A 22,930-nucleotide genomic window follows, 5' to 3' on the forward strand; every position below is an offset into this window, starting at 1 on the left:
CCCCCGCCCCCCCCCGCGCCCCGGCCACACCGCGGGCGGGCCCGCCCCGCGCGCCGCCCCCCCCCGCGCGGGGGGCCCCCCCCCGGGGGGGCGGGGGGGGCCCCCCCGCGCCCCGGGCGGGATTTCCGCGTCCGGGCGGGGAACCCGGACCGCGGGGACCGGAGCGAACCGGTCACCGGCTACCCGTTCGCCTGACGTCCGCGGTCCACTACCGTGAGGTGGTTGGTTCCGTGCCGGGAGGAGGCCGCGGGTGGCGACGCAGCGGGTCCCGCCGGACGTGTTCCGCTTCGCGGTCGGTGCTCAGGCCGAGTCGTACTCGGCGATCCTGCGCGCGTTCGCGGACGCGGCGCAGCGGTGGGAGGGCTCGCTCGGCATCGACGACGTGCGGGACCGGGTGCGGGCGAGCGGCTGGCTCGACGCGCTCGGCGACGGAGACCTCGCGGAACGGCTGAAGAAGCTCGCCGAGTGGGGGCTGCTCGACGTCGTCCAGCACCACGCGGAGGACTACCGCACCGCCGCCGAGTACGAGCGGCGCAACCTGCACTACGCGTTGACGAAGGCGGGCGCGGCGGCCTGGTCCGGGCTGCGGCACGCGATGGCGAGCTTCGACGAGACCGGCGCGTTGCAGACCGCGGTGCTCGACGCCATCGCCGACCGGCTCGCCGAGATCGCCGCGCTGCTGGCCGAACCGGGTTCGGCGGACCGGCGGCTGTGCGCCGCGGTGCACGAGCTGGAAGGGCACCTGGAATCGCTGCGCACCGGCACCGCGCACTTCCACGCCGAACTGCGGCGGCTCCAGCGGTCCGACGACCCGGGCGAGTTCGACGAGGTGAAGGCGGCGACCGTCGCGCACCTGCAGGAGTTCACGACCGACCTCGACCAGCGCCGGCCCGTGATCTCCGCCGCGCTCGCCGAGGTGGAGGCGCACGGCGTCGCCGACCTGCACCGGCGCGCGCTGCGCGGCGCGGACCTGCCGCCCACCGCTGACGAGCGGGACTGGCTGGAGCGGCGGGCGGCGAGCTGGGGGACGCTGCGGGACTGGTTCCGCCCGGCGGACGGCTCGCCACCGCGCGCGGAGCTGCTGCGCGCCGCCGCCCGCGGAATCGTCGGGGAGCTGCTGCGGGAGCTGGAGCGGATCACCGAGGCCCGCAGCGGATCGTCCAGCGCCGCGGCCGATTTCCGCGAACTGGCCCGGTGGTTCACCACCGCGGACCGGGACGAGGACCTGCACCGCCTCTGGTCCGCCGCGTTCGGGCTCGGCCCCGCGCGGCACGCGCACCTCGCCCACGAGGACCCCGAACTGGTGGCGCCCGCGACGCCGTGGGTGCGGGCCCCGCGGGTGCGGGTTTCGGCGCTGCTGCGCAGCGGCGGGCGCGTCGAGAAGTTCGGCAGCACCGGGAAGGTGCGCGACGTCGCGCAGCTCGCCGCGTTGCGCGCGGCCCGGGCCAGGCGGGAGCGCGCCGAGCTGGACGCGGCGTGGCAGCGGCTCGTCACCGGCGGCGAAGTCCGGCTCTCCTCGTTCACCGGGCTCGAACCCGGCGTGCTCGACCGGCTGCTGGACCTGCTGGGGCGCGCCCTGGCGAGCCGCGCCGACGACGCGGGCGTGCGCCGTGCCCGCACCGGCGACGGACGGGTCGAGATCGAGCTGTCCGACCCGGCGGACGGGCGCACCGCCGAGCTGCGCACCGAGCGGGGAACGCTGCGCGGCCCGGACTTCGCGGTGCACGTGCGGCTCGTCGCCGACGGCGCGGTGGAGGCGGGCGGATGAGCAACCTCGCCAACCAGCTGGTCATCGCGGAACGCGCCGACCTGGCCCGCGGTATCAGGCTGCTGCTGGGCAGCCCGCTGATCCGGGCCGCGACCGACCCGGACGGGTTCGACCTGGTGCGGCGGCGCGCCGACACCCTCGCGAGCTGGTTCGACCACCACTGCGGCTGGGCGCTGGTCGTGGAGCCGCGGCAGGGGTACGCACGGCTCGCGAAGGTGCGCTCCGACCCGGACGCGTCCCGGCCCGCTCGGCGGGACCGGGGCAGCCGGGCGCCGTTCGACCGGCGGCGCTACGCGCTGTTCTGCGTGGCCGCGGCGGAACTGCTCGGTGGTCCCGCGACGACCGTCGGACTGCTCGCGGACCGCGTCGCGCAGGCCACCGCGGCCGATCCGGTGCTGCCCGGGTTCGACCCGGCGCTGCGCGCCGAGCGGATGGCGTTCGTGGACGTGCTGCGCGCGCTGGAGGGCTTCGGCGCGCTGGACCCCGTGGACGGCAGCACCGAGGACTACACCGACTCCGCCGGGGCGAAGGTGCTGTACCGGGTGGACGCGACGCTGCTGGTGCGGCTGCTGGCCGCGCCGAACGGGCCGTCGCGGCTGCCGGACGGCGACCGGCTCGCCGGGATGCTGGCCGAACCCCGCTACGGCGGTGCGGGCGCCACCGACGTGCAGCGCGCGCTGCGGCTGCGGCATTCCGTGCTGCGCAAGCTGTTCGACGACCCGGTGGTGTACTGGGCGGACCTCACCGCGGAGCAGCGCGAGTGGGCGACCTCCCGCACCGGCCGGGAGAGCATGCGGAAAGCCGCCGAGCAGGGCGGGTTCGCGGTGGAGGAACGCGCCGAAGGCGTGCTGCTGGTCGACCCGGAATCCCTCGCCACCGACGGCAGGTTCCCCGACGACGGCGACAACGCGAAGGTCGCCGCGCTGCACCTGCTGGATTCGCTCGGCGCCTCCCGCGCGGGGCTCACCGCCGACCAGCTGCGGGAGGACGCGGAATCGGTGCTGGACCGGTCGCCGGGATCGGCGCGCACCTACCGCTACTCCGACGGCCCGGCGCGGCTGGTGGCGGACGCGGTGGCGGTGCTCGTGGACTTCGGGCTGGCCCGGCGGGACGGGGAGCGGATCGTCGCGCTGCCCGCCGCCGCCCGCTACACCATCGTGTCCGGTTCCCCCGACTCCGCTGGAGGAAACCCGTCGTGACCGCCCCCGAAACCGCCGCGGTCCGCTGGCGCCCGTCGCGCGCCGGGATCCTCAACGTGTGGCGCTACTACGACGAGGTCTTCGAGTTCCACAACGGACGGTTGCTGCTGCGCGGCCCGAACGGCACCGGGAAGTCGAAGGCGCTGGAACTGCTGCTGCCGTTCCTGTTCGACGCGGACCTGCGGGCGAACCGGCTGTCCACGTTCGGCAGCGCGGAACGCACCATGCACTGGAACCTGATGGGCGAGGGCGCCTCCGGCGTCACCCGCGTCGGCTACGCGTGGCTGGAATTCCGTTGCGGCGACGGGTGGTTCACCTGCGGCGCCCGGTTGCAGGCCAGCAAGCACACCGCCGAGGTGCGCGCGGACTTCTTCACCACCTCCCGGCGCGTCGGCGTGGACCTGCGGCTGGTCAACGGCAACGACCAGCCGTTGACGAGGACCGCGCTGGAGGAGCGGCTTGGCGAACTCGGGACCGTGCACGACACGCCCGCCGAGCACCGGGCAGCGGTGCGCGCCGCGCTGTTCCCGGAGCTCACCGAGCCGCGCTACGAAGCGCTCATCACCGCGCTGCTGCAGCTGCGCACCCCGAAGCTGTCCGAGCGGCTGGACCCGAACCTGCTGTCCACGCTGCTGTCCCGCGCCTTGCCACCGCTGGGCGCGGCCGAGATCTCCGAGCTCGCCGAGGGGTTCGAACGCCTCGACCGGCGCCGCGAACACCTGGCGCGGCTCGACGAGCAGGTGCGGGCAGCGGACGCCGTCGCCGACCGGCAGTCCGGCTACGCGCGGCGGGTGCTGCGCGCCGCGGCCGCCGACCTCCTCGCCGCGGACGCCGACCTGGACCGGGCCGCCGAGGAGGCAGCGGACGGCGCGCGCCGCCACGAGCGGACCGCCGCCGACCGGGACGAGGTCCTGGCGCGGCGCGGTGAGCTGGCGCGGGAGGCCGACCGGCTCCGGGCCCGCATCGCCGGGCTCGCCGACGGCCACCACGAGGCGGCCGAGCTCGACCGGCTGCACGCCGAGACCACCGAAGCCGAGCGCACCGCCACCGCCGCCCGCGACCGGGCCGACCGGCGCGCCACCGAAGCCGACGCGGACGCGCTGCGCGCCGCGGCCGCCGACGCCCGCGCCGCCGCCGTCGCCGAGCGGGCGGTGCGCGCCGAGCGGGACGCGCGCGGCCACGCCGAACCGGTCGGTCTCGCCGGAGCGTTCCAGGAGGCCGCGGGCACCGCGGACCGGCGGCGCGCCCGGCTGCTGCTGCGCGCCGCCGCGCGCGGCGAGCACGACCGCACCGCCGAGGTCCGCGCCGCCGCGGACCGGCACGACCGGGCCGTGGCGGCCCGCACCGCCGCCGAGCAGCACCTGGAGGAAGCCCGGGGCGAGCAGACCGCCGCGGCCGAGCGCAGCGCCGAAGCCGCCCGGGCGCATGCCGACCGGCTCGACGCGCAGGCGCAGCGGGTGCGGGACTGGGCGGCGGGCCTGGTGGAACTACCCGTCGACGACCTCGACGCCGCCGCGCGCGCCGGCACCCGCGCCGCGCTGCTGGCGCTGCTGCACCCCGGCTACCTGACCGCCGCGGCCGAGCTGGGGCGTGCGCACGCCGCGGCCACCGCGCGCCGGGACGAGTGCCGGGCCCTGCACGCCGAGCTCACCGCGCGACGCGACCGGGCCGAGGACCCGGCCGAGGACCCGCAGCGCCCCGGTGCCCCGCTGTGGCGGCTGGTGGCGTTCCGCAGCGGCACCACCCCCGGCGTGCAGGCCAAGGTCGAGGCGGCGCTGCACTCGGCGGGCCTGCTCGACGCGTGGGTCGGCCCGGACGGGGTGCTCGACGGCGAGGGCACCCGGCTCGACCCGGCCCGGCTGCGTCCGGTGGACGGGACCTCGCTGGTGGAGGTGCTGCGGCCCGAATCGGGCGGGCCGGTGGACCGGGACCGGATCTGGGCCGTGCTGCACGGGATCGGCTACGGCGCGGCGTCGGTGGACCCGGCCGAGGATCCCGCGGGCGCGGGCAGGCACCGCAGCGCGGAGACCGCCCCGGAAGCGGCGATCGCGCCGGACGGCAGGTGGCGCCTCGCCGGGCTCACCGGCGACGGTTCGGCGCCCGAGGTCGCCCGGATCGGCAGCACCGCCCGCGACCGGGACCGCAAGCGCCGCGACGCCGCGCTGGACGAGCGGATCGAGGAGGTGGCGGCCGAGCTCGCCGAGCTCGACACCGCGGCCGGTGCGCTGGACGCCCGCCGGGACGCGCTGCGCGCCGAGTGGGAGGCCGCGCCCGACGACAGCGCGGTGCGGGACTCCCGCCGAGCCGCCGACGTCGCCGAAGCCGAGGCCGCCGCCCGCGACGGCCTCGCGCACCACCGGGCCGAGCAGGTCGCGGCGGCCGCGGACGCCGCGCGGCGAGCAGGGGACCGGCTCACCGAGCTCGCCGCCGAACTCGGGCGGCCCGCGGACCGGTCCGCGCTGGACGAGCTGGACCGGCGCGTCGCGGCCTGCACCGACTCCGCCGCGGACTGGCTCGACGCCCGGTTCGCCGCCGACGCCGAACGGCGCGCCGCCGACACCGCCGCCGAGGTCGCGCGGCGCTCCCGGGACGTCGCCGCCGAACGGCGCGCCGAAGCGGAGGAGGCCGAGCGGGACGCGCTGCGCCGCGCCGAGCGCGCCGACGCCGTGCGCGCCGCCCTCGGCACCGCGGACCGGCAGGTGCTGGACGAGCTCGCCGAGCTGCGCGCCGGCCTGCACGACGTGGAGCTGCGGCGGGACCGGTCGACCGACCGGCTCGTCGAGGTGGCCGGGCGGCTCGGCGCGCTGGAGCACCGGCGCGCCGCCGACACCGCGCGGCACGAGGCCGCCCGCGCCGCCCGCGACGCCGCGGCCCACCGGTTGCGGAGGCACGCCGCGGCCGGGTTCGCGGTCGACGCCGGGATCGAACTGTCCGAATTGGACGATGACGGTGCGGTGCTCGCCGCGGCCCGCGAGATCAGCGGTGCCTGGGAAGCGCTCCCGCACGGCGCGAAGGACCGCGCCGACGCGCTCGGCAAGCTCGCCGAAGCCGTGCACGGCGGCCGCCACGTGCTCGCGGACCGCGCGGAACTGCGGCTGGAACCCGGCGAGGACGCGCAGCTGTTCGCCGCCACCCTCGACGGCGTGCGCCTCGGCGCCACCGGGCTGCGGGACGCCCTGCGCGCCGAACGCGACCGGCTGCGCGCGGGCCTCACCGGTGCCGAACGGGAGCTGTTCGACCAGACCCTCACCGGCGAGACCCGCAGGCACCTCGCCGCCCGCATCCGCCAGGCCGGGGAACTCGTCGACACCATGAACGCCCGGCTCAAGCGGGTCCGCACCGCGTCGAAGGTCGCCGTGCGCTTGGTGTGGGAAGTGGACCCCAACCTGCCCGCCGGAACCGGCGCCGCACGCGAACTGCTGCTCACCGACCCGGAACGGCTCGACGACGCCGACAAGGACGTGCTGCACGCCTTCTTCCGGGAACGCGTCGACGAGGCCCGGCGGCACGGCACCGCCGCCGGGTGGGAGGGGCAGCTGGCGCAGGTCTTCGACTACACGTCCTGGCACCGCTTCGGCGTGCAGATCGACCGGGCGAACGGGGAGGGCTGGCAGCTGCTCACGAAACGGCTGCACGGCGCGCTCTCCGGCGGGGAGAAGGCCATCGCGCTGCACCTGCCGCTGTTCGCCGCCGTCGCCGCGCACTACCAGGCCGTGCCCGCCGCGCCCCGGTTCATCCTGCTCGACGAGGTGTTCGTCGGCGTGGACGCCACCAACCGCGGGCAGGTGTTCGACCTGCTCACCGCGCTGGACCTGGACCTCGTGCTGACCAGCGACCACGAGTGGTGCACCTACCGGGAGCTCGACGGCATCGCCGTCCACCAGCTCATCACCGGCGACGGCGACGACGCGGTCACCACCGCCCGGTTCGTGTGGGACGGGCGGGCGCTGGCGGAGGAACGCGGTGCTCCCTGACGGTCTGCGGCGAGCCGAGTTCGCACCCCTGTGGCGGGCGGTGCACGACCGGCTCTCCTCGGGCCGGGCCGTGGACCGGGTCCGGGTGGGCCCGCTGGACCGGCGGCAGCGCGAAGCGCTCGCGGGCCTGCTCGGCGCCGACCGGCTGCCCGCCGACCACGTCACGGTGTCCGTGGCACGGCTGGACGCGGTGCTCGAACCGCACTGCGGGATGCGCTGCCGGGACATCGTCGAAGAGCTGATCGGCCCCGTGCAGGACCGGGCGCTGCAGCGGGAACGCGCCCAGCGGCAGCGCGCCGCGCTGTGGGAGTGGTTCACCGAGCACCCGGTGGTGCGCGCCCAGCCCGCCCTGACCGGGTGGGCGGAGCAGGTGCGCCGCGGCGGCCTCCCCGGCGGAACTCCCGCCGCGGCGGGACGACTGCTGGACGCGGCGCTGCACGTGCTGCACGCGCTGCCCGCGCCCGGCACGCCGCTGCCCGCCTTCGCCGAGGCGGTGCTGGGCGATCCGCGCGCCCTCGACCCGGGCGGATCGCTGTCCGGACTCGTGCTGCGCGCGCTCGCCGAGGTGCACGGCGTTCCGCTGCCCGCCAGCGACGGCCAGCGCCGCGCGCTGTGGCGGTGCGCCGGGATCGGCGAACCCGGACTGCCCACCGCGGTGCTCAGCGCGGGGATGCAGCCGGTCGGCGGACGGCTGTGCGGCGAGATCATGCGCTCCTGCACCGCTTCCGGGCACGCCGCCTCCACCACCCTCGACCAGCTGCGCGACGCCGGCCGGATCGTGCTCGGCGAGCCCGACGTGTGGGTCGTGCAGGAACCGGCCGTGCTGGAGCGCGCGCTGCGCCGGTTCGGCCGCACCTGTCCGCCGCTGGTGTGCACCTCCGGCTGGCCCAACGGCGCCGCGATGCTGCTGCTGCGGACCCTCCGCGCGGCCGGGGCGCGGCTGCACCACCACGGCGACTTCGACGGGGAAGGCCTCCGCATCGCCGCGTACGTGCAGGCCAAGGCCGGGGCCGTGCCGTGGCGGATGAGCACCGCCGACTACCTGGCCGCGCTGGACCGGCACCCGGCCGGACCCGGTGCCGGGCGGATCACCGACGCGCCCTGGGACGCGGCGCTCGCCCCGGCGTTGCGGGAGAACCGGGTGGCGGTCCCGGAGCTGCGGGTGGCGGACGAACTCCTCGACGAAGCGGTGTGGCGGACGCCGTGACCCGAGCCTGCCCCGGTGCGGGGCTCGCCCGGCGGGCGGTGATGCCCGCCCTCCGCGTTCGCGGGTGCCGTCGGCTCAGGACGGGAACGCGGTGCCGGTGGAGGCGTTCTCCCAGCGCTCGACGTCGCCGAGGAGTCGTTCCGCGTTGGCGCGGGTCCGGCCGACGGCGTCGGCGCCGAGCACCAGGTGCATCGGTGGCTCCGGGGCGGCGACGGCATCGAGGATCACCTCCGCCGCCCGCGCCGGGTCACCGGCCTGCGCACCGTCCGTGCGCTGCATCGCGGCGACGGCGGCGCCGGTGTCGGCGTAGTCGTCGAGGGCGGCGGCGGTGCCGCGCCGGGAGCGCTCGGTGAGGAACTCGGTGCGGAAGTGGCCGGGCTCGACGACGGTGACGCGGATGCCCAGCGGCGCGACCTCCTGCGCGAGCGCTTCGGACGTGGCGCCGAGCGCGGCCTTCGCGCCCGCGTACAACCCGGATCCGGCGCCGGGGGCGAGCCCGGCGATGGAGGAGATGTTGACGACGTGTCCGGAGCGCTGGGCGCGCAGCAGCGGCAGCGCGGCCTGCACGACGCGCAGCGCGCCGAAGAAGTTCACCTCGAACACGTGCCGCGCTTCGTCCGCCGAGGCCTCCTCCACGGCGCCGAGCAGCCCGTAACCCGCGTTGTTCACCACCACGTCGAGGCGCCCGGCGACGCGGTGCGCGGCGGCGACCGCGGTGGCGGCCTGCTCCGGGTCGGTGACGTCGAGCGGCACGGTGTGCAGCGCGCCGCCCGCCGCGTCGAGGTCGGAGTCGCCGGTGCGGGTGGTGCCGACGACGGTGTGGCCGCGGCGCAGCGCGGCTTCGGCCAGCGCCCGGCCGAAGCCGCGGGAGATTCCGGTGATGAACCAGACGGACACGGGGTCCCCCTCGCGATTGATGGTCCACTGTGGACGGCCCGGTGCCGGGCCGATGGCTCCACGCTAGGCACCGGAGTCCCGCCGAGGGAGGGCGTGGCACTGCCACCCGGGCCGCTTCGCTCCGTCAACGGCCCCGACCGCCGATCGGGGGCCGGACGCGAGCGTCCCCGCCCGGTCAGGACACCCGGAACGTCGCGCCGGGCCTCGGTCCGCGAGGCGAACGTCAGAGCATCGCCAGGAGCATGGCGCCCATGCCGATGCTCATCGCCCCGTGGCAGGCCGCGTCCCACGCCAGCCGGGTGGCCCGCGGATCGGCCGGGGCGCCGGTGGCGTCGGCGGTGTTCAAGTTGTGCCGCGCCGTGTCCACCGCCGTCGAGATCCACGCCACCGAGGACAGCACCAGGAACGCCCCGAGCACCGCCGACACCAGCACCACCGGCGCCGGGGGCCCGGCGGCGGCCGCGGGCGCGGCCAGCACCCCGGACGCGGGAGCTCCCGCCGCGTGGTGGTGGTGCCCGCCACCGGAATCGTGCGCACCCAACATGAGCAGCGGCATCGCCGCCACCATCCACACCATCGCCACCGACATCACCGCGTGGTGCGCGTGCGCCAGCCGCGGTGAGCCGTACCCGTGGGCGCACGGGACCCGCAGCACCGCCAGCGCCGCGAACCACACCGCGGTCGCCGCGAACAGCACCAGCTGCGGCGTGGCGGGCACGCCCATGCCCCACGGCCACACCATCGCGATCATCAGCAGGCTCATCGCCAGGTGGCTCGCCGAGCTCAGCCGATCGCTCGGCCGCAGGCCCGGTCGGGTGGCGCTGATCGCGCACCACACCGCCGTCACCGCGAACAGCACCGTCAGGACCCAGCTCAGCAGCAGCGATTCGACCACGATCAGACTCCGGCGCTCCGCCGGGCGCGCGCGCCCAGCACGTTGTCCACGACGAGGAACAGCAGCAGCGACGCGCCCAGCAGCGGCAACGCGTACGCGACGAACGCGGCCACCACGATGATCGGCGCCATGACCCGGCCGGGGACGCGCCGCCACGCCCCCCGTTCCGGCGCCCGGCCGAACCGGCCACCTCCGCGGGTGGGCCTGCGCAGCCACCACATCCGGTAGCCCCAGAAGATCATCGAGAGCAGGCCGAGCATCAGCGCCGCCAGCACCAGCTGGTTCGCCAGCCCGAACAGCAGCCCCATGTGCGCGTCGATGCCCCAGCGGGACAGCTTCGCCATCAGCGGGTAGTCCGCGAACCGGATCGTCTCGGTGATCGCTCCGCTCGACGGGTCCACCGCCACCTGGTCCTGCTTCGTCGGCCAGCTGCGCTGCACCTGCTGCACGGTGTAGGCGGAACCGGCATCGGCGGGCGGCGTGATCTCCACCGGACCGTCCAGCCCCGCGCCGAGCGCGGCCGCGTGCACCCGATCGATGCCCACGTCACCGGCGGGTGCCGCCGGCAGCTCGGTGGACACCGCCGGGGTCTCCCACGACAGCTGCTCGCGCACCGCGGTCACGTTCTCGCCCGCGTGCACCGACCAGGTCAGGCCCGTCGCGGACAGGAACAGCAGCCCGAGCGCCGCCCACAACCCGACCGCCCCGTGCCAGGACAGCACCCGCCTGCGACCAGCCGGGCGGAACTCCGGGGCCAGCAGCAGCCGGGCGCGCCGCTCGCGGCGGGTGCGCCCGATCCACAGCGCCGCACCGCCCAGCACCACCACCCACAGCCAGCTCGCCGCCAACTCGCTGTAGAGGCGGCCCGCGTCGCCCAGGTGCAGGCCGCGGTGCAGGTTGTCGATCCACGCGCGCAGCGGCAGCGCCTGTCCCGAGCCGTAGGTGACCAGGTCGCCGCGCACCTCCAGCGTGTGCGGGTCGACGAACACGGTGCGCAGGTAGCTCTCCGGCAGGTCCGGCGCCGCGAAGATCACTTGGGTGGTGTCGGTGCCGGTCGCGCCCGGGCGCACCGCCTGCACCTGCTCGCCGGGGCGCACCTCGCGGGCCGTCGCGATCTGCTCCGACAACGGGTGCGCGGTCGCCGCCGCGGGCACGTGCAGCTCCCGGGTGTAGACGGCCTGCTCCAGCTGCGGCGTGAACACGTACACCAAGCCGGTCAGCGCGGCCACCACCAGGAACGGTGCGATGAACACGCCCGCGTAGAAGTGCAGGCGCAGCACCAGCGGGCGCAGCACCGACCACGTCGACGGGCTCGCGGGCCGATCCGCCACCGCGCTCCCGGACGAGTCCGGGGCCTGCTGCTCCGCGAGACCTGGATCCGTCGCCATCGCCGCTCCTGTCCTCAGCCGCTTCGGTCGACCCACTAGTCGCCTGATCATCGTGCTTGGTTCCCGCTGTGACATCCCCCTCCACGATGTGGGAGCGAACGGGGGCGGGCGTTGACCCGTTCGCCGAACGCGTGCACGGGGGCGGGGGTGAACGGACCGCGCGTCCGGGGCAGCGGCGGTCACCCGGTGCCCGCTCGGTGGGCTCGTTCTCGGGGTGAACGGACCGTTTGTCCGGTCTAGTTGGTCGAACGGTCCGTTCACTTCTGTCGAAGTGCTCGGGGCATCCGTGCCGTCGTTCGGCCGCTCGACCGGCGGTGAGCGCCCGTCCCGGTGCCCGCTCGGTGGGCTCGTTCTCGGGGTGAACGGACCGTTCGTCCGATCTAGTTGGTCGAACGGTCCGTTCACTCCGGCCGGAGGTGGTGCGAGTGGGGTCACAGGAGGTGCGCGGAACTCCCGCGGGCGGGGGCGCGACCAGTCCGGGAGCGGGCAGCTTCCCGCTTCCGGGGCGCGCGGCGCCCGTTCGCCCCGGGGACGTCGAGCACGAGGACAGCGCAGTGCCACCACCCGGTTCGCAGCCCCCGCACCGCCTGCCGTGGATCGCGGGGGCGAGCATCGCGGCCCTCGTGTCCGTGTTCGTCGCCGTCTTCCTCGGCGAGTCCGGCTACGCGGCGCTCGGGTTGTCCGATCCGGGTGCCGTGGTGCGCGTCGGGATCGGACTGGTGCGGCTGGTGGCCGACGCGTCCGCCGCGATCACGTTGGGATCGCTTGCGTTCGCCGCGTTCTTCACCTCGCCCCGCGAGTCCGGCGGCATCGCACCGGACGGTTTCGCCGCGGTCCGCGCGGCCGGCGCGGCGGCCTGGGTGTGGGCGGTCGCTGCGGTGCTGATGATGCCGTTCGAGATGGCGGACGGGACGGGGCACCCGCTGCGCCGCGTGCTGCCGCCGGACGCGTTCACCGGGTTGTTCAGCGCCATGTACGAGCCGACGGCCTGGGCGATCACCGCCGGTGTCGCGCTGGTGGTGGCGGTCGGCGCCCGGACGACGCTGCGGTGGCGACCCGCGCTCGGGTTGACCGCGCTCGCCGCGTTCGCGCTGCTGCCGCCCGCGGTGGTGGGTCATTCGGCGTCCAACGCGGGCCACGACTTCGGGACCAACGCGATCGTGCTGCACGTGCTGGCCGCGGCGCTGTGGATGGGCCTGCTGGCGGCGGTGATCGCGCACCTGCGGCGCGGTGGCGCGCACCGGGAGCTGGTGCTGCGCAGGTATCGTCGGTTCGCCGGGGTGAGCTGGCTGGTGCTGGCGGTCTCGGGGCTGGTGGACGCGCTGGTGTTGATGCCGCTGTCCGACCTGGGGCGTACCGCGTTCGGCGTGCTGGTGCTCGCGAAGATCGTGCTGCTGGTGCTGCTCGGCGCCTGCGGCAGCTGGGTGCGGCGCCGGTCGTCGGCACCGGTGGCGCTGCTGTCCGCCGAGTTGTTGATCATGCTGGTGTCGGTCGGCGTGTCGATGGGCATGGCGCAGACGCCACCGCCGAACCTGCTGGACCGCGGGGTCAGCTCCTCGGAGGTCATCCTCGGCTACGACCTGCCGGGGCCGCCGAGCGCGTGGGGATTCCTGGGCACCTGGCGCTTCGACCTGGTCCTGGGCCTCGCCGTGGTGGTGCTGGCTGCGCTGTACGTCGCGGGGGTGCGCCGGTTGCGGCGGCGCGGGGACCGGTGGCCGGCCGGGCGCACGGCGGCGTGGCTGCTCGGCTGCGCCACGGTGCTGGTCGCGACGTCCTCCGGGCTCGGCGTCTACTCGTCCGGGGTGTTCAGCGTGCACATGCTGGTGCACATGGTGCTGAACATGCTGGCGCCGGTGCTGCTGGTGCTGGGCGGCCCGATCACGTTGGCACTGCGGGCATTGCCGACCGCGGGCCGGGGGAATCCGCACGGCGCCAGGGAAGTGCTGCTGGCCGTGGTGCATTCGCCGGTGGCACGGGCGGTGGCGCACCCGGCGATCGCGACGGTGCTGTTCGTCGGCTCGTTCTACGCGCTGTACTTCACGCCGCTGTTCGAGAACGCGATGTCCGAGCACTGGGCGCACGAGCTGATGAACGTCCACTTCGTCCTGGTCGGCTACCTGTACTACTGGACGGTCATCGGGGTGGATCCGGCGCCGAAGCCGCTGCCGCACCTGGGGCGGCTGGGCATGGTGTTCGCGGTGATGCCGTTCCACGCCTTCTTCGGCGTGATCGTGATGGGCATGAACGACGTGATCGCGGAGAACTTCTACCGCACCCTCGACCTGCCGTGGGCGCAGGACCTGCTCGCGGACCAGAAGCTCGGCGGTGGCATCGCGTGGGCCGCGGGGGAGGCGCCGCTGGTGGTGGTGCTGATCGCGCTGCTCACCCAGTGGTACCGGCACGACGCGCGGGTGGCACGCCGCGCCGACCGCTCCGGGGACGAGGAGCTCGCCGCCTACAACGCGATGTTGGCGAAGCTCGCGGAACGCCGCTGAAGGCTGGGCGAGCTCCTGCTGCGAAGTGGGTGGGGTGGCGGAACCTCAGCCGTTCCCTCGCTGCGGGATCGTTTTCACCGGTGGCTCCGCCACAGGAGAAAACGCTGTCCTCGCGAGGAAACGGCTGAGAACCCGCGGGTGGTCCCGTTGCTCGGGTGGTCGTTTGCTCAGCGGCTTCGCCGCTGACAGGAAGGAGTCGAGAGCAGCAGGGCAGGTTCGAAGACGGGCAAGTGAGGTTCTGCCGCCCGCTCCGCCTCGTGAACGGGGGCTGGGGGGAGTCCTAAGCTCGGCGGATGCGGCCACGTGGGGTTCGGTTGCGCGTCGAGGAGCTGCGGGGGCGTGACCAGGAGCGGGACCGGGCCGAGCCTGGGCGGGCGCGGGGTCGGGCGTTGGCCTGGTTCGTGCACGGCTGCGCGCTGATCGACCTGGACGTGACCACGAGCAGCGTGGTGGAGCTTTACCGGGAAGTGCTCGCCCTGCTGGACGATCCGGCGCAGCACCGCACCGGCAGCGGGTGGGAGCGGGCCGTGCTGCACTGCGTCGACCTGCTGCGGGAGCCGTTGGCGGAGGTGGCGGCCGATCCGCACCGGCACGCCTCCCGCGACGAGCGGCTCGCGCTCGCGCCGCTGGTGGAGATCCCGCGGCAGGTCCTGGTCGGCCCGGGTGACGCGGAGCGGAGCTTCCCGATGGCGTGCTGGAACGCGGCCGGTGCCCTGCTGGACGGGGTGATCTCGCCGTACCGGGCCGTCGGTTTCGTCGTCTGTGTCGGCTACTTCTCCCAGGATCAGGACCTGACGTGGGTGCGGGAGTGGCAGGTCCGGTACGAGGACGAGCCGGACGCGCGCCCCGCGCTCGACGCGGAGATCCGGGCGTGGGCGCGCGATCGGGTCGTCGGCCGGGACTAGCGCGACCCGGTCGCGCTCGTCGCCGCTAGTCGGTGCGCAGTCCGGTGAAGCGCCGCAGCCGCAGGCTGTTGGACACCACGAAGAACGAGGACAGCGCCATCGTCGCGCCCGCGATGAGCGGGTTGAGCAGACCCAGCGCGGCCAGCGGCAGCGCGGCGAGGTTGTAGCCGAACGCCCACAGCAGGTTCCCGCGGATCGTGCGCAACGTGGCCCGCGCCAACCGGATCGCGTCCGGCGCCACCGTCAGGTCCTCCCGGACCAGGATCAGGTCGGCGGCGTCGATGGCGATGTCGGTGCCGGTCGCGACGGCCAGTCCGAGGTCGGCGGTGGCCAGCGCCGGGGCGTCGTTCACGCCGTCGCCGATCACCGCGACCACGTGGCCTTCGGCGCGGAGGCCGCGCACCACTTCGGCCTTCTCGTCGGGCAGCACCTCGGAGATGACCCGTTCGATGCCGACCTCGTCGGCCACCGCCCGCCCGGTGGTGGCGTTGTCGCCGGTGAGCAGGATGGTGCGCAGCCCGAGCCGGTGCAGTTCGGCGATGGCCCGGGCCGCGGTGGGTTTCACCGCGTCGGCCAGCGCGAACACGGCGACGACCGCGCCGTCCTCGCCGCAGAGCACCGCGGTGCGGCCCTGCGCCTCCCAGTTCTCGCGGAGCCGGTCGAGCTCCGCGGGCACCTCCCAGCCCCGTTCGTCGAACAGCGCGCGGCGGCCGATGAGGACGTCGCGCTCCTCCACGACGCCGTGCGCGCCGAGCCCCGGCCGGGCCGCGAACGAGTGGACCGCGGGGAACCGGCCCGCCGTAGCGTCCACTTCGGACGGTGCGGCGGTTTCGGCCGATCCGGGTTCGGCGTCCGCCGCGCCGGAATCCGCCTCGGTGCGGGCGAACGCGGCGATCGCGGCGGCCACCGCGTGTTCCGAGGCGTCCTCGACGGCGCCCGCCCGGCGCAGCACCCCGGCGCGGTCCCGCTCCGGCGGCACGTGCAGCTCCACCACCGACATCCGCCCTTCGGTGACGGTGCCCGTCTTGTCCAGCACCACGGTGTCCACGTCGCGGGTCGATTCCAGCGCCTGGTAGCCCTTGATGAAGATGCCCAGCGTGGCGCCGCGCCCGGACGCCACCATCAGCGCCGTCGGCGTGGCCAGGCCCAGCGCGCACGGGCAGGCGATCACCAGCACCGCCAGCGCCGCCGTGAACGCCCGGTCCGAGTCGCCGGTCCACAGCAGCCAGGCCAGCAGGGTCAGCGCCGATCCGGCCAGCACGGCGGGCACGAAGTACGCGGAGATCCGGTCCGCGAGCCGCTGCACGGCGGCCTTCCCGGACTGGGCCTCGGACACCAGCCGCAGCATCGCCCCGAGCCGGGTGTCCGCCCCGACCTGGGTGGCCCGCACCACGAGCCGCCCGTCGAGCACGGCGGTGCCGCCGAGCACCGCGTCCCCCGCGCCGACCTCGACGGGCGCCGACTCGCCGGTCATGGCGCTGCGGTCCAGCGCACCGCGGCCGTCCTCGACGACCCCGTCGGTGGCGACCGTCCCGCCGGGCCGCACCAGGAACCGCTGCCCGGCGCGGAGTTCCGCCGCCGGGACCTCCCGCTGCGAGCCGTCGTCGAGCAGCACGGTCACGTCCTTGGCCCGCAGCGCGGCCAGCGCGTGCAGCGCGTCCCCGGCCCGCCGCTGCGCCCGCGCCTCGAAGTACCGGCCGGCCAGGACGAACGCGGTGACGCCCGCCGCGACCTCCAGGTACAGCGCGCCCTGCGGGTTCAGCAGCAGCCACCAGCCGGGTTCGCCGACCGGGTCGGGCCGGGCGAACATCGCGTACAGCGACCAGCCGACGGCGGCGGTGACGCCCAGCGACACCAGGGTGTCCATCGAGGACGCACCGCGCCGAGCACCGCGCAGCGCGGCCCGGTGGAACGGCCACGCGGCCCAGCCCGCCACCGGCAGCGTCAGCGCCACCAGCAGCCATTGCCAGCCCGGGAAGCGGGCCTGCGGCACCACCGTGAACAGGATCGACAGGTCGCACAGCGGCACGAACAGCACCACCGCGACCAGCATCCGCCGCCACAGGTCGCGGACCCGGTCCGGCGCCGCACCGCCCGCGGCGGGCTCGGGTTCCGCGTCCGGTGGCGGCACCGGTTCCGCGTCGTAGCCGGCCCCGCGCACGGTGCTGATCAGCTGCTCGACCTCGTGCTCGGCGGAGAACTCGACGGTGGCGACGGCCGTCGCGTAGTTCACGCCCGCCCGCACCCCGTCGAGCTTGTTGAGCTTGCGCTCCACCCGGGTCGCGCAGGCGGCGCAGGTCATCCCGCGCACGGCCAGCTCGACCTGCCGGGGTGGTTCCGTCGCCGTCGAGCCGTGGGGCGGTCCGGTCGGCTGGGTCGTCGTCGGGGACATCGGGCAAACCTCTCGCGGAACTCCGGTGGCCCGCGATCAGGCCACCCGTGCACACAGTCGGGCCGGCCCGGGGCCGGGTTCCCGCGGCTCGCTGTGAGCTGCGGAACTCGGGGGCCGCACTTCAATGATCACGGGTCGAACACGCGTTCGCCACTACACGATCGGTCGACGTCAGGCGGGGTCCTTGACCAGCTTCGCCACGAAGAAGCCCTCGAAGACGTCCGAGGGCCGCACCCGCACCGCGTGCCGCAGGCCCGGGTCGAACTTCTCGCCCCGCCAGGAACCCAGGCCCGGCAGGAACTCCTCCTCGCTGAACCCGAGCGGCGCCACCGACAGGTCGGCGTGCCTGCGCAGCACCTTGTGCACCGGGAACTCGTCCTCCTCCGGGCTCAACGTGCACGTCGAGTACACCAGCGTCCCGCCCGGCTTCAGCAGCTTGTAGGCCGCGTCGCACATCTTGGTCTGCAGGTGCTTGTACTTCTCGATCCGCTCCTCGGACCAGTACCGCAGCGCGTCGGACTTGCGCAGGTTCACCCGGCCCTCCCCGGAGCACTGCACGTCCAGCAGGATCCGGTCGAAGCGCTCCGCGGGCACCGACTTGTCGATGTACTGCGCGTTGTGCGTGGTCAGCTCGGCGTGCCGCACCCCGTAGAGCTCGGCCAGCTCGGCGAGCTTGGCCGCCCGCGGCGGTGCCGAGTCGTTCAGCCACAGCTCGCCCTCGTTGCCGGTGCGCGCGGCGATGTGGAACGCCTTCCCGCCGGGCGCGGCGGCCACGTCGAGCACCGAGTCCCCGGGCTGCGGGTCCAGCGCCACCGGCGGGATCAGGCTCGCCGCGTTCTGCAGGTACACCCGCCCTTCGTGGGCGAGCGGCAGCACCTCGTCGAAACCGTCGTTGTCCGGCCAGAAGAACGAGTGCTCGCACCAGTCCACCGGGATCAGCCCGGGCGCCTTCGCGCGCACGAACTCCAGCGTCTCGCGGTAGCGCGGCTCGTCCAGCAGCCGGTTGACCCGGATCGAGGTGGGCCGGGCACCGCGGAACACGGACTCGACCTGGTTCGGACGGATGCCGAGCACCTCCGACATCCGCTTCTCGAACGCACGGGTCTTGCGCTGGCTGCTCACGGCCGCTGCTCCTGTCGGGTCGTCCGGTCCGGTACCCGAAGCCTGGCACGACCGCCTCGCGCACGGCGCCCCCGGGCCCGGCCCACGGCCCGCCCGCGATCACTCCCGCGCGGGAACCGGTCCCCTCCGGCGGGGGAGTCGGCGGGCTGGTGCACCGGGCGGTCCTCGTGGCACGGCGGAGGGTGAGCGGCGGTGGCGGGGAACCGTCGCCTCGCACGGCGCGGCGCTGTTCGGCCTCGCGCACGCGCAGTGGCTGGTGGACGCGGCTGCCCACCGGATGGGCCGGAGCGTTGCTCGCGGCGGCGCCGGTGCGGACCGACCGGGCGGGGTGGCGGGTACCATCGGGCGCAGCGGTGGTGGGGCTCGCCGCTCCGAAGGTCGGAGAACCGCGGCACGACGCCGCCAACAGTCCCTATCGGACCGGACGCGTGCCGTCTGGTCGCGGTAGGAGGCGTGCATGGCGAACCCCGACGAGGCCGTCGATCCGGACGTGGATTCCCGGATTCCCGCGCAGCGGCGCGAACTCTCCCGCACCAGGGGTGCGGTCCTGCTGGTCATCGCGCTCGGCGGCGGGCTGGGAGCGCTGGCCCGCTACGGCATCTCGCTGCTGCTGCCGACCGAGCCGGGGCGGTTCCCGTGGGCGACGTTCGGGATCAACGTGCTGGGCTGCCTGCTCATCGGCGTGCTGATGGTGCTGATCACAGAGGTGTGGACGGCGCATCCGCTGGTGCGGCCGTTCTTCGGCGTCGGCGTGCTCGGCGGGTTCACCACGTTCTCCACCTACGCGGTGGAATTCTCCGCGCTGCTGGCGCCGGGGACCGTGCTGATCGCGGCCGCCTACCTGGCGGGGACGTTGCTGTGCGCGCTGCTGGCGGTGCTGCTCGGCGTGGCGTTGACCCGGTGGGCGGTCACCAGGGAGGTGGGCTGAGATGGCCTTGCGCATGTCCGTGTTCCTCGGTGCCGACGACCGGTGGCACCACAAACCGCTCTACCACGAGATCGTCAAGCGGGCTCGGGACGCGGGCCTGGCCGGGGCGACCGTGCTGCGCGGCGTGGAGGGCTACGGGTTGTCGTCCCGGGTGCACACGACGCGGCTGCTGGACCTGGCGGAGGACCTGCCGGTGCTGGTGGTGATCGTGGACTCCGAGGCGAAGGTGCGCGGGTTCCTGCCGCAGCTGGACGGGTTGATCGGTGACGGCGCGGTGGTGCTCGACGAGGTCGAGACGATCGTCTACCGGGGGTACGAGCGGGCGTGACGGCGGTGCTGGTGTTCCTCGGGGCGATGGTCGGCGCCCCGCTGCGGTACCTCACCGACCGCGCCGTGCAGTCCCGGCACGACACGTTGTTCCCGTGGGGGACGTTGACGGTGAACGTGCTGGGGTCGCTGGTGCTGGCCGCGCTGGCCGGGGCGGGCGGGGCGTTGCCGCCGCTGGTCGCGGAGCTGGTCGGCGTCGGGTTCTGCGGCGCGCTGACCACGTACAGCACGTTCAGCTACGAGACCTTGCGGCTCGCGGAGGACCGCGCGTACTTCTACGCGGCGCTGAACGTCGTGATCAGCGTGCTCGCGTCGGTGGGTGCTGCGCTGCTGGGGCACACCGCGGTGCAGGCCGTGGTCTGAACGCCGGCGCGATCCGGCCTCGGCCGAACGGCCGGGATCGGGCGGCGGGCGGCCGTGATCCGCCATTTCACCGCTCGTGGGGGAATTCCCCGGCCGAGCCCGGGCGGAAGCATTCCGGCGGCGTGCCGAACGCACTCTGGATTCCGAACGGACCCGCGGCACCGAGAAATCACCGGTTGCCGATATCGCGAAGGGAATCCCGCATGGGAATGAAGAATTCGGTTCGTCGGATCTCCGTGGGCGCAGCCGCGCTGCTGGGCGGCGCGCTTCTCGCCGGGACGGTCGGTGCGGCCGCCGCGTCGGCCGCCGAACCGGGCGCGGTGCAGTTCTGCGCGCAGGGCGATTACGCGGCGTACGTGGACATCCACTCCGTCGACCTGGGTGACGGCACGCTCTCGCCGGGCATGCTGAGCACCGTCCAGGAACCCGGCCAGTGCTGGGAGAGCGACCTCGGCTCGATCGGTCCGGACGCGCCGGTCGACGTCTGGGGAATTCGCGCCGACGGTTCCACCTTCCACGTGGGCGCGTCCACCGTCGATCCTGGATCCGGAACCGGTCTCGGCGCCCAGGGCACTGCGGCGAATCCGTCGTTGGCCCAGTGGTGAGCTAGCCGGACGGGCTCGGAATTCTCGGGCGCGAAGAATTCCGGGCCCTCCTCCGAATCACTTTCGACTTCCCGGGCATCACGATCCGGCGGAGGACCTGGCGCCGGACGGCGTCCGCCGCGAAGGTGGAACCGCACCGGACCGCACCAGGAAGGACCACCATGACCGCACGGTTCAACCCGCGCGTCCTGCTGTTCGACATGGACGGCACGCTCGTCGACTCCACCGCGGTGGTCGAACGGACCTGGCGCGACTTCGCGGCACGGCACGGGCTGGACGCGGCCGACATCCTCGCCGATTCGCACGGCCGCCGCGGTGGTGAGACCGTCGCCCGCCACCTGCCCGCGGGTGCCGACGTCGCCGCCGAGACCGCCCGCGTCGACGAGCAGGAGCTGCGGGACCTCGACGGGGTCGTGGCCATCCCGGGCGCCGCCGAGCTGCTGGCCGGACTGCCCGCCGGGAGCTGGGCGCTGGTGACCTCGGCCGGCCCGGAGCTGGCCGCGCGCCGGATGGCCGCGGTCGGGCTGCCGATGCCGGACGTGGTCGTCACCGGCGAGGACGTGCGGCGCGGCAAACCCGATCCGGAGGGCTACCTGCGGGCGGCGGCAGCGCTCGGCGTCCCCGCGACCGAGGCGTTGATCTTCGAGGACGCCGAGGCGGGGATCGAGGCCGCGCGCGCCGCGGGCGGCCGGGTGGTCGTCGTCGGCTTCCGCACCGGCCCCGCCACCAGCGGGCTGCCCCGCATCGCCGACTTCACCGGGGTCCGGGCGGACTCGGCGGAATCCGGTCTGACCGTGGAACTCCGCGCGCCCGCCGACGAGGAGGCCGCCCGCCGCTGACCTGATGGCCGACGGGAACGCGCCGATCGGCCGAGGTGCCGGGGGACGCGCTCCGGAGATGCTGTGGCACGTGGCCGACGCGTACCTCCTGCCGATCCGCACCGCAGCGGTGCTGTTCCCGCTCCTCGCCTTCGTCCTGCTGGTCCCGGTGGCCGTCGTGCTCTACCGCAGGCACGGCGTGATGCGCTGGTGGGCGCTGTCGTTCTACGCCTTCCTGTACTACTTGATCACCGCGTACTGCCTGGTGCTGATGCCGCTGCCGGGCACCGCGGTGGACGTGTGCCGCGAATACCCGCGGATGGGGCAGTGGCAGCTGACGCCGGGCAACACGTTCGCGGACGTGTGGAAGGAATCCGGCCACCGGGTGACCTTCGGCGACCTGGTGCTGCACAACTCGGCGGTGATCGAGACCGGGTTCAACCTGCTCCTGCTGCTGCCGCTGGGCGTGTTCCTGCGCTACCACTTCCGCCGCGGGCCGTGGACGTCGCTGGCGGTGGCGGCGGCCGTGGCGCTGTCGTTCGAGGTGACGCAGGGGACCGGCGTGTTCGGTATCTACCCGTGCCCGTACCGGTTGTTCGACGTGGACGACCTGGTGGTGAACACGCTCGGCGCGATGCTCGGCTGGTGGCTCGGCGGGCAGGTGGGGCGCGCGATGCCCGCGCTGAACGCCCTGGACGAGCGGGTGCTGGCCCGGCATCCCGTCCCGTTCGGGCGTCGGGCGGTGGCGCTGGTGCTGGACATCGCGGGGGCCGCGGTGCTGAGCGCGCTCGCCCTGGTCGTGGTGATCATGTTCGGCCTGCCCGCGTGGTGGGGGCCGGCGGTGGTGTTCGGCGGCTGGTTCGTGGCGCTGCCCGCGTGGACCGGGGCGACTCCGGGCAAGCGCTTGCTGTTGCTGGAGCTCGTCGACGACTCGGGTGCTCGTCCGGCGGCGTGGCGGCTGCTGCTGCGCGCCGTGGTGCTGGCGATGCCGTTCCTGCCGCCGCTGCTGCTCGTGCTGCTGGCGGCCGACACGTTCGGCGGCCGGGGCGTGCCCGGTGCCGTGCTGCGGGTGGCCCGATCCGGTGCTCTCGACGAGAACGTGCTGCTGGCGGGGCTGTTCGCCGTGGTGGTGGGGGTGGCCTCGACGGTCCTGGTCGCGCTGTACGCGCTGGTGGTGCGGCTGCATCCGGCGGACCGCAGCCTGCACGAGCTCGCCTCGGGAGTGCACAACCGAGCCCTCCCGCACCACAACGCGCCCCACCCGGTGCCGGCGGAGCAGCGGGACGACGAGCCGGCCCCGGCACCGCGGTGAACGCGCGGCGGCCCCGGCGGGACGTGCGCCGGGGCCGCTCGTGCACCGCTCAGCCGTCGAAGCGGCCGTCCTTGGTGGCCCGCAGGAACACGGTCCACTGGTCGGTGGTGGCGGTGAAGTGCCCCGCACCGCGGTCCTTGCTGTCCCGCACGGCGGCACCCCCGGCCACCCCGCCGACCTCGACGCAGTCGCTGTGCTGGTGGCTGCGGGTGGACGTGCGCCACCCGGTCGGTGCCGACAAGCCCGAAACCGTCACGTCGTTCATCCCCTCCGGTCGAGAACCTCGTCGATACCGTGCCGCTCCCGCACCACGACGCGCCCGGCCGGGCCGAACC

The 22,930-nt window shown here is 74.9% G+C and carries 18 protein-coding genes; 12 read left to right on the forward strand and 6 right to left on the reverse strand.

Annotation, left to right across the window (positions count from 1 at the left end; genetic code table 11):
- The first annotated feature begins 250 nt into the window (after positions 1–250).
- From LCD33_RS19355 to LCD33_RS19370, 4 genes are read left to right on the forward strand one after another with little or no spacing between them, the layout of a single operon-like run.
- Entirely contained in the window at positions 251–1,768 is a 1,518-nt protein-coding gene (locus LCD33_RS19355) for a TIGR02677 family protein (protein ID WP_224968928.1), read from the forward strand.
- Positions 1,765–2,967 (forward strand): TIGR02678 family protein, encoded by a 1,203-nt coding sequence (locus tag LCD33_RS19360; protein WP_224963034.1) that lies wholly within the window; start codon positions 1,765–1,767, stop codon positions 2,965–2,967. The genes LCD33_RS19355 and LCD33_RS19360 overlap by 4 nt, the downstream gene beginning before the upstream one ends.
- Positions 2,964–6,941: a TIGR02680 family protein gene (locus LCD33_RS19365; protein ID WP_224978122.1), complete on the forward strand. Its 3,978-nt coding sequence runs from the start codon at positions 2,964–2,966 to the stop codon at positions 6,939–6,941. The genes LCD33_RS19360 and LCD33_RS19365 overlap by 4 nt, the downstream gene beginning before the upstream one ends.
- Entirely contained in the window at positions 6,931–8,148 is a 1,218-nt protein-coding gene (locus tag LCD33_RS19370; RefSeq protein ID WP_224963059.1) for a TIGR02679 family protein, read from the forward strand. The genes LCD33_RS19365 and LCD33_RS19370 overlap by 11 nt, the downstream gene beginning before the upstream one ends.
- 75 nt (positions 8,149–8,223) lie before the next feature.
- Here LCD33_RS19370 and LCD33_RS19375 read toward each other — a convergent pair whose 3' ends face one another.
- From LCD33_RS19375 to LCD33_RS19385, 3 genes are all read right to left on the reverse strand, one after another.
- Entirely contained in the window at positions 8,224–9,045 is an 822-nt protein-coding gene (locus LCD33_RS19375; RefSeq protein ID WP_224963061.1) for an oxidoreductase, read from the reverse strand.
- Positions 9,046–9,268: 223 nt separating this feature from the next.
- On the reverse strand, positions 9,269–9,940 hold the full coding sequence (locus LCD33_RS19380) for a DUF5134 domain-containing protein (protein ID WP_224963063.1): 672 nt from the start codon (positions 9,938–9,940) through the stop codon (positions 9,269–9,271).
- A 2-nt stretch (positions 9,941–9,942) separates the two neighbouring features.
- A complete protein-coding gene (locus LCD33_RS19385) occupies positions 9,943–11,328 on the reverse strand; it encodes a PepSY domain-containing protein (RefSeq protein WP_224963065.1) in 1,386 nt (461 codons plus the stop codon).
- Between the two features lie 554 nt (positions 11,329–11,882).
- On the opposite strand from LCD33_RS19385, the gene LCD33_RS19390 reads away from it, so the two are divergent.
- Both LCD33_RS19390 and LCD33_RS19395 read left to right on the forward strand, forming a co-directional pair.
- Complete coding sequence (locus tag LCD33_RS19390; protein WP_224967777.1) at positions 11,883–13,823, forward strand: cytochrome c oxidase assembly protein; 1,941 nt, start codon at positions 11,883–11,885, stop codon at positions 13,821–13,823.
- 293 nt (positions 13,824–14,116) lie between these two features.
- On the forward strand, positions 14,117–14,728 hold the full coding sequence (locus LCD33_RS19395; RefSeq protein ID WP_224967779.1) for a hypothetical protein: 612 nt from the start codon (positions 14,117–14,119) through the stop codon (positions 14,726–14,728).
- Positions 14,729–14,753: 25 nt separating this feature from the next.
- Here LCD33_RS19395 and LCD33_RS19400 read toward each other — a convergent pair whose 3' ends face one another.
- Positions 14,754–17,120 carry a cation-translocating P-type ATPase gene (locus tag LCD33_RS19400; protein ID WP_224967781.1) on the reverse strand — a complete coding sequence of 789 codons (2,367 nt, stop codon included), beginning with the start codon at positions 17,118–17,120 and terminating at the stop codon, positions 14,754–14,756.
- A gap of 171 nt (positions 17,121–17,291) precedes the next feature.
- A complete protein-coding gene (locus LCD33_RS19405) occupies positions 17,292–18,242 on the reverse strand; it encodes an RsmB/NOP family class I SAM-dependent RNA methyltransferase (RefSeq protein ID WP_224961140.1) in 951 nt (316 codons plus the stop codon).
- 457 nt (positions 18,243–18,699) lie between these two features.
- Here LCD33_RS19405 and crcB point away from each other — a divergent pair, with 457 nt between their 5' ends.
- The 6 genes from crcB (at position 18,700) to LCD33_RS19435 (ending at position 22,595) form a co-directional block, all read left to right on the forward strand.
- Positions 18,700–19,170, forward strand: coding sequence for a fluoride efflux transporter CrcB (gene crcB / locus LCD33_RS19410; RefSeq protein WP_224961139.1), 471 nt, complete (start codon positions 18,700–18,702; stop codon positions 19,168–19,170).
- A gap of 1 nt (position 19,171) precedes the next feature.
- Positions 19,172–19,498 carry a DUF190 domain-containing protein gene (locus LCD33_RS19415; RefSeq protein WP_224961138.1) on the forward strand — a complete coding sequence of 109 codons (327 nt, stop codon included), beginning with the start codon at positions 19,172–19,174 and terminating at the stop codon, positions 19,496–19,498.
- Entirely contained in the window at positions 19,495–19,860 is a 366-nt protein-coding gene (locus tag LCD33_RS19420) for a CrcB family protein (protein WP_224978123.1), read from the forward strand. The genes LCD33_RS19415 and LCD33_RS19420 overlap by 4 nt, the downstream gene beginning before the upstream one ends.
- Positions 19,861–20,096: 236 nt before the next feature.
- On the forward strand, positions 20,097–20,465 hold the full coding sequence (locus tag LCD33_RS19425; protein ID WP_224961136.1) for a hypothetical protein: 369 nt from the start codon (positions 20,097–20,099) through the stop codon (positions 20,463–20,465).
- Between the two features lie 161 nt (positions 20,466–20,626).
- The gene (locus LCD33_RS19430) at positions 20,627–21,304 is read left to right on the forward strand and encodes an HAD-IA family hydrolase (protein WP_224961135.1); all 678 of its coding nucleotides are present in this window, start codon (positions 20,627–20,629) and stop codon (positions 21,302–21,304) included.
- Between the two features lie 4 nt (positions 21,305–21,308).
- A complete protein-coding gene (locus tag LCD33_RS19435; RefSeq protein ID WP_224967783.1) occupies positions 21,309–22,595 on the forward strand; it encodes a VanZ family protein in 1,287 nt (428 codons plus the stop codon).
- A gap of 49 nt (positions 22,596–22,644) precedes the next feature.
- Here the strand turns inward: LCD33_RS19435 and LCD33_RS19440 are convergent, their stop codons facing one another.
- The gene (locus tag LCD33_RS19440) at positions 22,645–22,836 is read right to left on the reverse strand and encodes a DUF397 domain-containing protein (RefSeq protein ID WP_374201766.1); all 192 of its coding nucleotides are present in this window, start codon (positions 22,834–22,836) and stop codon (positions 22,645–22,647) included.
- Positions 22,837–22,930 lie beyond the last annotated feature (94 nt).

The sequence above is a fragment of the Saccharopolyspora sp. 7B genome (assembly GCF_020177435.1).
GTDB classification, from domain to species: Bacteria; Actinomycetota; Actinomycetes; order Mycobacteriales; family Pseudonocardiaceae; genus Saccharopolyspora_C; species Saccharopolyspora_C gregorii.